Source organism: Amycolatopsis vancoresmycina (genome assembly GCF_000716785.1).
Taxonomy (GTDB): domain Bacteria; phylum Actinomycetota; class Actinomycetes; order Mycobacteriales; family Pseudonocardiaceae; genus Amycolatopsis; species Amycolatopsis vancoresmycina.
Genome location: NZ_JNYY01000006.1, coordinates 376,414 through 390,373, shown reverse-complemented (window position 1 = coordinate 390,373; position 13,960 = coordinate 376,414). Strand labels below are relative to the sequence as shown.

Here is a 13,960-nt window from a genome sequence, read left to right as displayed (position 1 = left end):
CAACGTATCGCCACGAACGGGTGAAGCGGCCGATCGCGTCGGATTTGTCCGGATAATCAGCACTTCCGTCGGCCCGCCCCGGCGCCGGGCGCGCGTCTGGAAAGCTGGACACATGCGCGTTGCGCTGCTGGGCCCGCTGCGGGCGGCGGAAGACGACGGCACGCCGATCGACATCGGCGGCGCCCGCCTCCGCATGCTCCTGGCCAGGCTCGCCCTCGACGCCGGGCGTGCGGTGCCGTCCGACGCGCTGGTCGACGGGCTCTGGGGTGCCGAACCACCGTCCGACGCCGCCAACGCCCTCCAGTCACTGGTCTCCCGGCTGCGGAAAGCCCTGCCGGTGGCGGTCGAATCCGGGCCGGGCGGCTACCGGCTCGCGGTGGCGCCCGCCGACGTCGACGCCGAGCGGTTCGAACGCCTGGCCGCCGACGGCCGCCGCGAACTGGCCGCGGGCCGCGACGCGCACGCGGCCGACCTGCTCACCGAAGCCCTTTCGCTGTGGCAGGGGGCTGCGCTCGCCGACGTCCTCGACGCGCCCTTCGCGCCGGCGCCGGCCCGGCGGCTCACCGAATTGCGGGCCGAAGCGGCGGAGGACCGGTTCGAAGCCCTGATCCGGCTGGGCGACCACGCCGCCGTCCTGGCCGACCTGGCCGCCGCGGCCGACGCCGACCCGTTGCGCGAACGGCTCGCCGGCCTGCGGATCCGCGCGCTGTGCGCCGCCGGACGGCAGTCGGAAGCCCTGGGCGTCTACGCCGCGATCCGCCGCACCTTGGCCGACCAGCTCGGCGTCGACCCTTCCGCCGAGCTGCAGGAGATCCACGTCGCCGCGCTGCGCGGCGAGTTCGCGCCGCCGTCGCCGGTGGCCGACCGGCTGCCGACCCGGCTGACCACGTTCGTCGGCCGCGACGACGAGCTCAAGCTGCTGGCCGAGCTGCTCGGTTCCGCCCGGCTGGTCACCCTGGCCGGCCCCGGCGGGGCGGGCAAGACGCGCCTGGCCACCGAAGCGGCGTCGCGGCACCCGGCGCACCAGCAGGGCCGCGTCTGGTTCGCCGCGCTGGCCGGTGTCCGGGACCCCGACGACGTCCCCGCCGCACTGCTGGGCGCGCTCGAAGTCCGGGAGATCCGCGCCGAGACCGAGATCAACCGCCGTCAGCCCGAGCCGGTGGAACAGGCCGTCGAGGTGCTCGGCGGCGCGGAAGCGCTGCTGGTGCTGGACAACTGCGAGCACGTCGTCGACGCCGCCGCCCGGCTGGCAGACGAACTGCTGCAGCGGGCGCCGAAGCTGCGGATCCTGGCGACCAGCCGGGAACCGCTCGCCATCACGGGGGAGGCGTTGTGCCCGCTCGGCCCGCTGCCGGTGCCCGCGGAACGCGCCGCGCCCGCGGAGGCCGCCGAGCTCGACTCGACCCGGCTGTTCCTCGACCGGGCGGCCGCCGTCCGGCCCGACTTCGTGCTCGACGAGTCCACTGTGGACAGCGTCGGGGAGATCTGCCGCCGGCTCGACGGGATGCCGCTGGCGCTCGAGCTGGCCGCGGCGCGGCTGCGCTCGATGACGGTGGCCCAGATCGCCGGACGGCTCGGCGACCGCTTCCGGCTGCTCACCTCGGGCAGCCGCACGGCCCTGCCGCGGCAGCGGACGCTGCGCGCGGTCGTCGAGTGGAGCTGGGACCTGCTGGCCGAGGCCGAGCTGGTGCTGGCCCGGCGGCTCGCGGTGTTCACCGGCGGCGCCGAGGCGGCCGCGATCGAGGCCGTCTGCGCGGACGAGCTGCTGCCCGCTGCCGACGTGCCCTACGTGCTCGGCAGCCTGGTCGAGAAGTCCATAGTGGACACGATCGACGGCGGGACCGGCGAGCCGCGGTACCGGATGCTCGAGACGCTGCGCGCGTACGCCACCGAGCGGCTGGTGGAGTCGGGCGAGCACGACCGGACGCGCCGGGTGATGGCGGCCTACTACGCCGAGTTCGCCCAGCTGCTGGAGCCGACGCTGCGCACCGCCGCGCAGCTGGCGGCGATCGACATGTTCGAAGCCGAGAGCGCGAACATGATCGCGGCCCTGCGCGGCGCCATCGAGATGTCCGATGTGGACAATGCGGTGGCGTTGCTGGACGGGATGTTCTGGTACCTCACGATCCTCGGCCAGGGCGGCCGGGTGGGCAGCCTGATCCGCGACACGCTGGCGTTCGGCGACCGGCTGCCCGCCCAGGTCAACGCCGCCTACCGGGCCCTGGTCTACCTGATGGACTCGATCCCGGTCCGGTCGGACCAGGCCGAAATCCTGCAGCTGGTCGACGACTGCGTGCGCACCGGCGCGGTGGACCGCTACCCCGGGCTCGCGGTGGCGCTGCCGATGCTGGCGTTCCTCGGCGGCGATCGTGAGGTCGCGGTCCGCGAGGTGCACCGCGCCGAGGAGCACCCGGACCCGTGGACCAGGTCCGGCGCGTACTGGGTGCACAGCTTCCTGCTCGACGACGCCGGTGACGTCGAGGGCGCGGACCGGGCGCGCGACCTGGCCCACGCCGGGTTCGAGGCGGTCGGCGACCGCTGGGGCATCGCGATGACGTTGAGCTTCAAGGCGTACGCGTTGTCCCAGGACGGCGACAGCGCGAAGGCCATCGAGACCTACCAGCGCGGGCTGGCGCTTTCGATGGAGCTGCGGTCGCACGAGGACGCCGTGCAGCACTGGTGGCGGCTGGCCGTCGAGCGCGCACGAACCGGCGACTTCGAGGCGGCCTGGCGCGACCAGGAGGCGGCGGAGCGCTACGGCCGGGAGATCTCGAACCCGCAGCAGCGCGCCATCCTGATGTTCGGCCGGCTCGAGCTGCTGCTGCGCACGAACCGCCTGACCGAGGCGCGCGAACTGCTCGACCGCGTCGCCGCGATGGGCGGTGACGAGTGGTTCCCCGGCGGCATCGGCGACGAGTGGATCCACGCGTTCGAGGCGCGTCTCATGCTGGCCAACGGCCGCGTCGACGAGGCGGAACCCCACGCGGCGATCGCGATCCGGGCCACCAACCAGCGCGGCGACATGCCGGACATGGCGGGCTCGGTGGAACTGCTGGCAATGATCCGGGCCCGTCAGGGCCGTCCCGAGACGGCGGCCCGGGTGCTGGCCGCGTCCGCCGTCATCCGCGGCCGGCTCGACCTCGGCAGCCCCGAGGTCCGGGCGCTGATCGAGGATTTGCGTGCGGCCCTCCCGGACTACGAGGCCCGCTACGAAGCCGCCCGCGCGATGTCCAAAAAGGACACAATCACCTGGCTTCTGGCCGAGCTCGGCTGAAAGTCGTGAGTGGTAAGGCGAGTTCTAACTCGCCTTACCACTCACGACCTCCCCTGGCGCTACTCACCCCCGTGTGTGCGCCTTCTCAGACCCGTCGGCGGTAGGCCCAGGTGGCCAACGGGAAGAACACGATCACCGCACCGGCCATCCAGGCCAGCGCCCCGGCCAGCGGGCCGGCCACCGGTCCGCCGTTCATCAGGCCGCGCAGCGCGTTCGCCATCAGGCTGACCGGGCTGATGTCCGCCCACGCCCGCAGCCAGCCCGGCATGGTCGACGTCTGGACGAACACGTTGCTGCCGAACGTCAGCGGCATGATGAAGACGAACATCAGCGCCTGCGCCGCACCCGGCGACTTCATCACCATGCCGACGAAGACCGAGCCCCAGCAGAAGCAGAGCCCGAACGCCAGCGCGAGCAGGATCGCCACCACGAACTCGCCGGGGCTGGTCGCGATCCGGTAGCCCATGATCGTCGCGACGACCATCAGCACCGTCAGGCACACCACGTACCGCACGACGTCGGCGAGCACCGCGCCGATCAGGGGTGCCGACCGGGCGATCGGCATGCTGCGGAACCGGTCGAACACGCCCTTGGTGACGTCGGTGTTGAGGTTCGTCCCGACGGTCAGGCACGCCTGCAGGATGTTCATCACGATGATGCCGGGCACGACCATCTGCAGGTAGGCGTCGGTCGAGCCGGACAGCGCGCCGCCGAACAGGTAGACGAACATCACCAGGAAGATGATGGGCATCAGGGTGACGTCGGCGAGCTGTTCGGGGTTTTTGCGGATCTTCAGGATGCCGCGCCAGGCCAGCGAAAGCGCGTGCTGGAAGCCCTTTCCGGGGCTGATGTGCCGAGGCGGGGCCGGGCGGTCGAGGGCCAGCGTCGTCATGCCAGGCTCCCTTCGAGCGTCTTGTCCTCGATGGACGGTTCGGCGGTGTGCCCGGTGAGGGCGAGGAACACCTCGTCGAGGCTGGGCAGCCGCAGGGCCAGTTCGTCCGCGGTGATCCCGGCTTCGTCGAGCTTGCGGACCAAAGTGGACAGCAGCACCGGGTCGTTGACCGGGGCGGTGAGCAGCCCGGTCGCGTCGTCGCGGACCGGCCGGACGCCGGTGAGGTCGCCGAGGATCCGGTTGACGGCGTCCATGTCGGACAGCTGGGTCGGCCGGACCTGCAGCGTCTGCCCGCCGACGCGGCGCTTGAGCTCGTCGGCCCGGCCGTCGGCGACGACCCGGCCGTGGTCGAACACGGTGATCTTGTCGGCGAGCTGGTCGGCCTCCTCCAGGTACTGCGTGGTCAGCAGCACCGTGGCGCCCTCGGCGACGAGGCCGCGGACGACGTCCCACACCTCGTTGCGGGCGTGCGGGTCGAGCCCGGTGGTCGGTTCGTCGAGGTAGAGCACCTCGGGCCGGCCGACGAGGCTGGCGGCCAGGTCGAGCCGCCGCCGCATGCCGCCGGAGTACGTCCGGATCGGCCGCTTGGCCGCGCCGGTCAGCTCGAACCGCTCGATCAGGTCGGTGGCCCGGGTCTTCGCCTGGGCGCGGGAGTAGCCGTACAGCCGTCCGATGAGGACGAGGTTCTCGATCCCGTTCAGGTCCTCGTCGACCGACGCGTACTGCCCGGTCAGCCCGATCAGGCTGCGGACCCGGACCGGGTCGGTGACCACGTCGTAGCCCCCGACCGTCGCTCGGCCCGCGTCCGGTTTCATCAGGGTCGCCAGGATCCGGACGGCGGTCGTCTTGCCGGCGCCGTTCGGGCCGAGCACCCCCACGACCTGCCCGAACGGGACCTCGAGGTCCACCCCGTCCAGCGCCTTCGTCTCCCCGAACGTCTTGACCAGGCCCTCGGCCTGGATTGCGTGCGACATGGGCGTCCTCCTTCGCTGTCGCGTTCGGGCTTCACTGTGGACGGCCGCGCTGGTAGCTCGCGCACAGCGCGCTGGCAGGCGCTGGCAGTGGCTGGTGGAGATCTTGTGGAGGTGTTGTCCGGGTCCGGGCCGCGGCGCGCCGGTCTCGGCATACTCGGCAGCATGGTGGTTGCGGAAGAGACGCGGTCGCGGCGGAAGAATCCGCTGGTCACGGGCCTGCTGGTGGTACCGGTGGTGCCGCTGGCCGTGCTGGCGGCGCTGCGCCTGATCGGCTACGACGGCGACTGGTACACGCTGATCGCGCTGTCGTTGACGCCGTACGCGGCGGCCGCCGGCCTGCTCCTCGGCGGCATCGCGCTGGCGTTGCGGCGGTGGTGGACCGGCGGGGTCGCGCTGGTGCTGGCGATCGCGCTGGCCGTGCTGGTGCTCCCGCGGCTGTCGGCGAGCGAGCAGCGTGACCTGCACGGAAAGACCCTGCGCGTCCTCTCCTCGAACCTGCTCTACGGCCAGGCGGACCCGAAGGCCGTCGTCGACCTGGTGCGCGAGCAGCGGATCGACGTGCTGAACCTGGTCGAGATGACCCCGCGCGTGGTCGACGGGCTGACCGCGGCCGGGCTGTTCGAGACGCTGCCGTACCGGGTGCTGCACCCGGCGCCGGGCGCGTTCGGGTCGGGGATCGTCTCGCGCTTCCCGCTGAAGGAGGTCAACCTGTCCGGCGACTCGGCGGCCAAGCAGCCGGGCGCCGAGGCCGACCTCGGCGACGGCGTGGTGGTGGAGATCGTCGCGGTCCACCCGATCTCCCCGGACGTCGACACCCCGCAGTGGGAGCGCGAGATCAAGGACCTGTCCCGGCCGGCGGGCGAGCACGGCCTGCGGATCCTGGCGGGCGACTTCAACGCGACGCTGGACCACGTGGCGTACCGGACGGTCCTGTCCCGCGGCTACCGCGACGCGGCGGAGGAGCGCGGCGAGGGCCTGACGCCGACGTGGCCGTCGTCGTTCCCGGTGGTGACGATCGACCACGTGGCGGTGGACAACCGCGCGGCGGTGCTGGACTACCGCGTGTTCGACGTGCCGGGCAGCGACCACCGGGCGGTGTTCGCCGAAGTCCGCCTGCCCTGACGCTCGTGAGTGAGAAACAGTGTTCTAACGCTGTTTCTCACTCACGAGGGCCTGGATGGTCTCCAGGGCGCCGGCGGCGATGGAGACGCCGCGGTTGTGGCGGATCTCGGGTTCGCGCGGGTTGATGCGGATCAGGGCGCCCGTTGCCGCGCTCGCCAGCTCGGCGTAGCGGCGGACCGTCGGGACCGCCTGGCCCGCGCCCAGTTCCACGACCACGAGGTCACCGGCTGTCCGGCGCCACGCCGTCAGCTCGGCCAGCTGGGCCTCACTGCGGTCCGGGACCCACGAGAAGTCGCCGAACATCAGGATGTTGGGCCGCGCGAGGCCGCCGCAGCGGGGGCACGACGGCAGTGGCGGCACCGCGCGCATGGTGTCCTCGTCCAGCCGGACGTCCACGCTGGAAGCGGGCCAGATGTCGTCGGTGCACCTGGCCAGGCACTGCAAGTGGTGGATCGAGCCGTGCGCCTCGGCGACGTGCTCGAAGCCCGCCGCCTGGAATTGTCCGTCTACATTGGACGTGAAGACTCGGACACCGTGAGGCAGCCGGGTGCCGAACTCACGCAGCAGCCGGAAGCCGTCGTGCGGCACGGTCTGGCGGTACAGCGCCAGCCGGTGCCCGTAGAAACCCCAGGCCAGCTCGGGGTCATCGGCGAAGTGGCGCGGGTCGGCGAGCTCCTCGAACCGCAGGCCGAGCCGGGCGTACGGCGGGTACGCCCGCCAGAACCCCTCGCCGCCGCGGAAGTCGGGGAGGCCCGAATCGACGCCCATGCCGGCGCCGGCGCAGATCAGGAGCGCGCCGGCGCCGTCCAGGAGCTTCCCGGCGTGCTCAAGCACTCGGCTGGGAACCGAGGACGACCTCGAACTCGAGCAGGTTCGCCCCGGTGGACACGGGCTTGGCGCGCTCGCCCGAGTGCGCCGCCGCGGCCGGGCCGCCCTTCGCCCACGCCTGGTAGTGCTCTTCGGTCTCCCACTTCGTGTACACGAAGTAGCGCGTCTCGCCGGAAACCGGCCGCAGCAGTTCGAAGCCGAGGAAGCCCGGCTGCTCGTCGACCGAGTGCATGCGTGCGGCGAACCGCTTCTCCAGCTCGGGGCCGGCGCCCTCGGGGACCTCGATCGCGTTGATCTTCACGACACTCATGCCGCCCAGCCTAGTTGGCTCAGGCGTGTGACCCGTGCCACTGTTGAGGGCATGGGGAGTACCGAGCGCGCGCTCGCCGCCGACCTCGCCCGGATCGTCCGCGCCACCGCGGACGAGGTCGCGAGCGGCCAGAGCAGCGAACTGATCGAGCGGGTGACCGGTCACCTGGGGGCGGCACTGCCGGAAGTGGTGGTGGTGACCCGCAACTGGCCGATGTGGGAGCACGCCACCCTCCAGTGCGGGGTCGACGCCTACCTGGCCCGGCACGGCACGGCGGTGAACTGGTTCGGCGTCGCGGGCGGCCAGCGCGCGCACGAAGACCTGGTCGGGATGCTCGCGATCGCGCGGCGGCAGGGCATGTACGAGCTCGGCTCGGTGGACTACACGACCACGGCGACCGGCCCGGACACCGCGACCGAAGCGGTCCAGCTCGGGCTCGTCGGCACGCACGCTCCGGGCGGCGAGCCGGTGGTGCTCGCCATCCGCGGCCCGAACCCGCAGTGGGGGCTCGAGCAGTGCCGGCTGGAGGTCCTCGCGACGTCCCGGGTGACCGCCACGCACGTGCGCGACCGCGTCGAGCGGCTGATGACCGAGCACGACCTCCTGCGGGGCCAGGTGCTGGCCTTCGGCACCAGCGAGCACCGTGGCAACGAGCTGCTCACGTTCCTCCCGCGGCCGGCGCTGACCGACGACGAGGTCGTGCTGCCGGACGGCGTGCTCGAGGCGATCGAGCGGCACACGGTCGGCATCGCCGAACACGGCGAGCGGCTGCTGGCGGCCGGCCAGCACCTCAAGCGCGGGCTGCTGCTGCACGGCGCGCCCGGCACCGGCAAGACGCACACGGTCCGCTACCTGATGGGGCGCCTGCCGGAGACGACGGTGCTCATCCTGACCGGCGCGGCGATGAAGTTCGTCGGCAAGGCGGCCGAGCTGGCGCGCCGGCTGCAGCCCAGCGTGGTCGTGCTCGAGGACGTCGACCTGATCGCCCAGGACCGCAGCTACGGCCCGATGGTCCAGCCACTGCTGTTCACCCTCCTCGACGCGATGGACGGCGTGGGCGGCGACGCCGACGTGACGTTCCTGCTCACCACCAACCGGGCGAGCGAGCTGGAGAAGGCCCTCGCGGACCGCCCGGGCCGCGTCGACCTCGCGGTCGAGATCCCGCTCCCGGACGCGGAGGGACGCGAAGCGCTGCTGCGGCTGTACGCGCGCGGGCTGAAGCTGACGGCGGACCTCGGCCCGGTCGTCGAGGCGACCGAGGGGGTGACGGCGTCGTTCGCGAAGGAACTGCTGCGGCGCGCGTCGCTGCGGGCGCTGGCCGTACGCCCGGACGAGGACGTGGTCGTCGGCGACGAGGAGCTGACGACGGCGCTGCGGGAGATGCAGGACGCGCGCAGCGCGCTGACGCGGTCGCTGCTCGGGTCAGCTGCGCAGTGAGCCCGGGTAGAGGTCGGCGTCCGCGGGGAGCTTCGTGCCGCGGAACCACGTGTCGAAGAACTCCCGCAGGTTCTTGCCGCTGACCTGGGTCGCCGTCGCCTCGAAGTCGGCCCAGGTCGCGTTGCCGTGGCGGAAGCGGGCCGGCCACGTGTGCAGCAGGCGGTCGAACGCCGGGTCGCCGATCTGGCGGCGCAGTGCGTGCAGCGCCAGGATGCCCTTGTTGTAGACGCCTTCGAACTCGTGGCCCTGGCCCATCGCCACCAGTTTCTGCGCCCAGAAGTCCGTGCTGCCGCGGGTGATCTCGATGGCCGCGCGGTAGCGGTCGTCCAGGTTCTGGCCCTCGCGCTCGGCCCACAGCCACTGCGAGTAGGACGCGAAGCACTCGTTCAGGCAGATGTCGGACCAGTTCCGCAGGGACACCGAGTCGCCGAACCACTGGTGGGCGTTCTCGTGCACGAGGGTCGGCAGGTCGGCCCACTTCGCGTACGTCGGCCGCGTCTGCGTCTCCAGCGAGAAGGGGACGTTCTCGTTCAGGTAGATCCCGCCGGCCGCCGACTGCGGGTACGGGCCGAACTTGCTGCTCAGGAAGCCGAGCACCTCCGGCAGCCGGCCGCCGATCGCGCGGCGGGCGTCCGCGCCCGGCGCGTACGCCGAGACCACCGGGGTTCCGTCCGGCAAAGTCGACCTGTCGACATCGAACTTGCCGATCGCGATCGTGGTCAGGTAACTCGCCACCGGGTTCGGCTCGGTCCAGGTGCCCGGCGGGCCCTCGCGGCCGTTCGAGATCACCGTCCAGCCCGGCGGGACGTGCGCGGTGAGCGTGAAGGTGGCCTTGTCGCGCGGGGTTTCGTTCACCGGGTACCAGAACGCCGCCGAGTGCGGCTCGCCGACCATGAACGCGCCGCCGTCGGCCGAGTGCTGCCAGCCGTTCTCGCTGCCGCCGTCGTGCGGGGTCTTCGCCGGGTCGCCGCCGTAGGTGACCCGGGTGCGGAACGTCGTCCCGGCGCGGATCGGTTCCGGCGGCGTGACGACCAGCTCGAACGCCTTCTCGCGGGTGAACCGCGCGGGCTTGCCGTCGACTTCGACGCGGTGCACGTCCAGGCCGCGCAGGTCGAAGTCGAACCGGCTCAGGTCTTCGGTGGCCTTCGCGGTCACCGTCGTGTCGCCGTCGAGGTGCCCGCTCGGCGGGTCGTACTTCACGTCGACCTGGTAGCCGAGGGCGTCGTAGCCGCCGTTGCCGTCGTCGGGGTAGTAGGGATCGCCCGCGCCGGACGCGCCCGGAACCGGGTGCATGGGCGGCGGCGGGGCCGGCGCGGTGACGGCGTCGCCGCCGCACGCCGCGGCGAGGGCCACGGCGGCGCAGACAGCCAGTGCGGTGAGTCGGCGGCGCATACGACCACCATAGGTGATGGATTGCGATCGCTTGGTCACGTTCCGCACCAGGGGTTTTGTGGTTAGGTGGCCGCGTGCTCTGTTTCGGCGGCACCGGCGTGCCGATCGTTCTGCTCCACGGCCTGATGGGCCGCGCGCGGACGTGGTGGCGGGTCGCGGAGTGGCTCCGGCCCTACGGTGCGGTGTACGGCTTGGACGCGCGGGGCCACGGCAGCGCGCCGCGGGTCGGGCCGTGGACGACCGAGCGGTTCGCCGACGACGTCGCCGGAGCCCTGCGGACGCTCGACGCGGGCCCGGCCGTGCTCATCGGGCACTCGATGGGCGGCCTGCACGCGTGGGCGACCGCCGCGCGGTACCCGGAGCTGGTGCGCGCGGTCGTCTCCGAGGACTTCGCGCCGGACCAGCGCGGCCGGACCGTCGAGACCTGGCGCGGGTACTTCGAGAGCTGGCCGGTGCCGTTCTCCTCGCTCGGCCACGTCCGCGAGTTCTTCGGCGACGTGGGCGAGTACTTCGCCGACTGCGTCGAAGAACGCGAAGACGGCTTCCACCTGGCTGCGGACCTCGAAGACCTGTACGTCATCGCCGCCGAATGGGGCCGCCGCGACTACTGGGACGTCGTCGAGGCGATCCGCTGCCCGCTGCTGCTGGTCGAGGGCGAGCACACGGCGATGCCGCCGGGCCAGCAGGCCGAAGTCGCTTCGCGGGTGTCCGACGCGAAGCACCTGGTGGTGCCGGGCTCGGCTCACCTGCCGCACGACGAGGCCCCGGAGATCTACCGCGGCGCCGTCGAAGCCTTCCTCTCCCAGGTGCTCAGTCGCTGAAACCCCGCGTGGCCAGAAGGACGGCACACCGAGCGCGCCGTTGAGCCCGGCGCACCGACCCCCTGGTCACGCGCGGGACAGGTCCGCTCGCCAGGCCGCCGTCGAGCGGCCGGCCGGGACGATCAGCGGCCAGATGTCCGCTCCTAGAAAGCCCGTCTCGTCGGACACCTTCGCCGCGGTGCACGTGTCGCGCGGCAATCCGGCCTGAACGGACAAAGCGGTCACGGCGTCCTTTGTGGACTGGCCGAAGACGCCGTCGGCGGGGACGCCGAAGCCGGACTTGCGCAGGAACTCCTGCGCCAGCTGCACCTTGCGGCCCGTGTCGCCCGGCTTGAGCAGCGGCCACTCGGCCTCGGACCGCGCCACCGCGACACCCAGGATGCGGCCGACGGCCGTCCGCAGCTCCGGCAGCCGGTTGTAGAGCACCTGGCCGGGGCACTCGGTCGAGTTGAAGTCGCGGTGGCCCTTGATGAACTCCGGCGCGATGCCGTACTGGTGCGCGATGTAGGCGACCAGCGAGACCAGCGAGTTCCACAGCGCCGCCGGCACGTCCACCGTGCTGTACAGGCCCTCGTTCTCGATGCCGATGACCTCGCTGTTGTGGTTGCCGACGTTCGCGCCCTGGACGTGCTGCGTGCCGCCGCGCAGGATCTCCAGGCTGCGGTGCCTGCCCTCGGTGACGAAGCCGCCGCGGCTGTTCGTGAACTGCTGGCCGCTGTCGATCCAGCCGTTCTTGTCCATGTGCAGGTTCTGGATGAACCGCGAGACGTAGAACGCGCGGGCCAGCGAGAAGTCGTTGTTCATCGGCGGGTCGACCGCGTGGTGCACGACGATGTACGTCGGCTTGTGGTTCTCCACCACGATCGGCCCGGCGGCGGGCCGGGCGCCCCACTCGGAGCAGCCGTGGATCGTCGGTGTCGGCACGGCTGCCGAAGCCGTCCCCGTGGTCGTCATCCCCAGTGCGCCGGCCGCGGTCGCGGTCACCCCTGCCTTGAACAGGGTCCGGCGGTCAACAGTGACCATGTGTGAAACGGTAACTCCGGAACGCGCCGATGACAACTATTGACCAACTTTGGTCGCAGTGCGTCAGTGCTCGCCCGGCAGTGCGAACAGGCCGTCGCTGGTCTGCTCCAGCAGGCCGTCGACCAGCAGGGAGTCCAGGCAGCGGTCGCGCTGGCCGCCGTCGTGCCACACCAGGTCGAGGCGAGCCTTCTCGACCGGGCCTTCGCTGCCGCGCAGCACGTCCAGCAGCCGCCCGCGGACCTGCCGGTCGGTGCCGGCGAACTTCTGGACCGGCTTGGCCGGGCCGGTGTACTCCGGCCGCCCGGCCAGCTGCCACGCGCATTCGTCGTAGATCGGGCAGTCCGCGCACTTCGGGGTCCGCGCGGTGCAGACCAGCGCGCCCAGCTCCATGATCGCGGCGGAGAACTTCGACGCGGGCGCGTCCTCGGCCGGCAGCAGCGCCTCGACGTCGTTCATGTCCCGGGTGTTCGACGCGGGCCCGGCGTCCCCGGCGCCGTGCACCGCCCGCGCGACGACCCGCCGCACGTTCGTGTCGACCACCGGCGCCCGCCGCCCGTAGGCGAACGCGGCGACGGCCCGCGCGGTGTAGGCCCCGATCCCGGGCAGCGCGAGCAGGGTGTCCACATCGGACGGAACTACGTCGCCGTGTTCCTTCGCGATGACGCCGGCGGCCTCGTGCAGCCGCAGCGCGCGGCGCGGGTAGCCGAGCTTGCCCCAGGCCCGCACGACTTCGCCCTGCGACGACGCGGCCAGCGCCGACGGCACCGGCCAGCGCGCCATCCACTCGTGCCAGATCGGCTGCACGCGGACGACCGGCGTCTGCTGCAGCATGATTTCGCTGACCAGGACGCCCCAGGCCGAGCAGGTGGGCTCGCGCCACGGGAGTTCCCGGCCGTGCGCGGAGAACCAGTCGATCAGCACGTCAGCGTCCACAGCCACGCCGGGAGGCTACTTCGCGTGCTTCGGCAGCTCGCGAGCGACCTCTGCCGGCGACGGCATGGCGGCGATCTCTCCGGCGATCGCGCGGGCCGCGTCGCGGCAGGCGGACGCCTTGCGCGCCTGTTCAGCGACGGCGTCGGCGCTCAGTTCGCCGGGCAGGAGCCGCACCGCGGCGCCGGCGGTGAGGAGCGCCTCGGCGTTGGCGAACTGGTCGGCGCCCTGCGGCAGGACCAGCTGCGGGACGCCGGCGGCGAGCGCGGCCAGCGTGGTGCCGCTGCCGCCGTGGTGCACGACCAGGTCGGCGTGCGCGATCGCCGCCGCCTGCGGTACCCAGGCCTGGACCGTCACGTGGGCCGGCTGCGGCCCGACGGGCACGCCGCCGGTAGCCACCACGACGGGCGTGCCGAGCGTGGCCAGCCCCTCGATCGCCGTCTTGAGCACCTCCGGGGTGCCGAAGGCGGTGCCGAGCGTCAGGTAGATCAGCGGCCCCCGGAACTCGCCCGGCTCGGCGAACGGCACGGGCCGCAACGGGATCCGCTCGGCGGTCGCGAGGAAGTCCGCGTCCTGCAGCGACGGCGGGCAGATGTCGAGGTGCACGCCGCCGGAGGGGCGGTCGAACCCGATGCCGTCGGGGATCATCCGGCCGAACCCGTGCCAGAGGGCCGGGATCCCGGCGCGCCGGGCGGCCACGGCCACCTCGGGGACGCCCCACCCGTGCACGACCAGGTCCGGCCGCAGCCGCTTCAGGTCCGGTTCGAGGTCTTCGGCGTAGATCTCGTAGAACGAGTCCGCCGGCCGGAACGGGTTCAGCCCTCGCAGCGCCGCGTGCACGTGCTCACCCGCGGCGAAGTGCACCTCGTGCCCGACGTCCCGCGCCGCGACCGCGAGCGGGACCATCGGGTACGTGTGGCCGGCCGAGGCCAGCCCGGCGAAAAGGACCCGCAAGGC

12 protein-coding genes are annotated in these 13,960 nt (G+C 72.5%); 4 read left to right on the top strand and 8 right to left on the bottom strand.

The genetic code is table 11. The annotated features are described in order from the left end of the window. Nucleotides 1-112 precede the first annotated feature (112 nt). A complete protein-coding gene (locus tag OO60_RS16900; protein WP_033261629.1) occupies nt 113-3,274 on the top strand; it encodes an AfsR/SARP family transcriptional regulator in 3,162 nt (1,053 codons plus the stop codon). A gap of 85 nt (nt 3,275-3,359) precedes the next feature. Here the strand turns inward: OO60_RS16900 and OO60_RS16895 are convergent, their stop codons facing one another. Together OO60_RS16895 and OO60_RS16890 are read right to left on the bottom strand one after the other, a co-directional pair. Continuing rightward, a complete protein-coding gene (locus OO60_RS16895; protein ID WP_003096159.1) occupies nt 3,360-4,166 on the bottom strand; it encodes an ABC transporter permease in 807 nt (268 codons plus the stop codon). Beyond that, nucleotides 4,163-5,140 (bottom strand): daunorubicin resistance protein DrrA family ABC transporter ATP-binding protein, encoded by a 978-nt coding sequence (locus OO60_RS16890; protein WP_003096157.1) that lies wholly within the window; start codon nt 5,138-5,140, stop codon nt 4,163-4,165. Before OO60_RS16890 ends, OO60_RS16895 begins: the two co-directional genes overlap by 4 nt. Nucleotides 5,141-5,245: 105 nt before the next feature. Between OO60_RS16890 and OO60_RS16885 the strand changes: the two genes are divergently transcribed. After that, a complete protein-coding gene (locus OO60_RS16885; protein WP_003096155.1) occupies nt 5,246-6,262 on the top strand; it encodes an endonuclease/exonuclease/phosphatase family protein in 1,017 nt (338 codons plus the stop codon). A 24-nt stretch (nt 6,263-6,286) separates the two neighbouring features. Here the strand turns inward: OO60_RS16885 and OO60_RS16880 are convergent, their stop codons facing one another. Then, the gene (locus OO60_RS16880) at nt 6,287-7,096 is read right to left on the bottom strand and encodes an SIR2 family NAD-dependent protein deacylase (protein ID WP_003096152.1); all 810 of its coding nucleotides are present in this window, start codon (nt 7,094-7,096) and stop codon (nt 6,287-6,289) included. Next, nucleotides 7,089-7,400 carry an antibiotic biosynthesis monooxygenase family protein gene (locus OO60_RS16875; RefSeq protein WP_003096149.1) on the bottom strand — a complete coding sequence of 104 codons (312 nt, stop codon included), beginning with the start codon at nt 7,398-7,400 and terminating at the stop codon, nt 7,089-7,091. Before OO60_RS16875 ends, OO60_RS16880 begins: the two co-directional genes overlap by 8 nt. Nucleotides 7,401-7,451: 51 nt before the next feature. Here OO60_RS16875 and OO60_RS16870 point away from each other — a divergent pair, with 51 nt between their 5' ends. After that, nucleotides 7,452-8,837 (top strand): AAA family ATPase, encoded by a 1,386-nt coding sequence (locus OO60_RS16870; protein WP_003096147.1) that lies wholly within the window; start codon nt 7,452-7,454, stop codon nt 8,835-8,837. On the opposite strand, the gene OO60_RS16865 is transcribed toward OO60_RS16870, so the two are convergent. Further along, nucleotides 8,823-10,229 (bottom strand): M1 family metallopeptidase, encoded by a 1,407-nt coding sequence (locus OO60_RS16865; RefSeq protein WP_003096145.1) that lies wholly within the window; start codon nt 10,227-10,229, stop codon nt 8,823-8,825. The genes OO60_RS16870 and OO60_RS16865 overlap by 15 nt on opposite strands. A 74-nt stretch (nt 10,230-10,303) precedes the next feature. Here OO60_RS16865 and OO60_RS16860 point away from each other — a divergent pair, with 74 nt between their 5' ends. After that, complete coding sequence (locus OO60_RS16860) at nt 10,304-11,050, top strand: alpha/beta fold hydrolase (protein WP_003096143.1); 747 nt, start codon at nt 10,304-10,306, stop codon at nt 11,048-11,050. A 66-nt stretch (nt 11,051-11,116) separates the two neighbouring features. Here the strand turns inward: OO60_RS16860 and OO60_RS16855 are convergent, their stop codons facing one another. The 3 genes from OO60_RS16855 to OO60_RS16845 form a co-directional block, all read right to left on the bottom strand. Continuing rightward, nucleotides 11,117-12,073, bottom strand: a complete 957-nt coding sequence (locus OO60_RS16855; RefSeq protein WP_033261628.1) for a peptidoglycan recognition protein family protein — start codon at nt 12,071-12,073, stop codon at nt 11,117-11,119. A gap of 63 nt (nt 12,074-12,136) precedes the next feature. After that, on the bottom strand, nt 12,137-13,012 hold the full coding sequence (locus OO60_RS16850) for an HhH-GPD family protein (RefSeq protein WP_033261627.1): 876 nt from the start codon (nt 13,010-13,012) through the stop codon (nt 12,137-12,139). Between the two features lie 9 nt (nt 13,013-13,021). Beyond that, nucleotides 13,022-13,957 carry a glycosyltransferase gene (locus OO60_RS16845; RefSeq protein ID WP_004560726.1) on the bottom strand — a complete coding sequence of 312 codons (936 nt, stop codon included), beginning with the start codon at nt 13,955-13,957 and terminating at the stop codon, nt 13,022-13,024. Between the last annotated feature and the right edge of the window lie 3 nt (nt 13,958-13,960).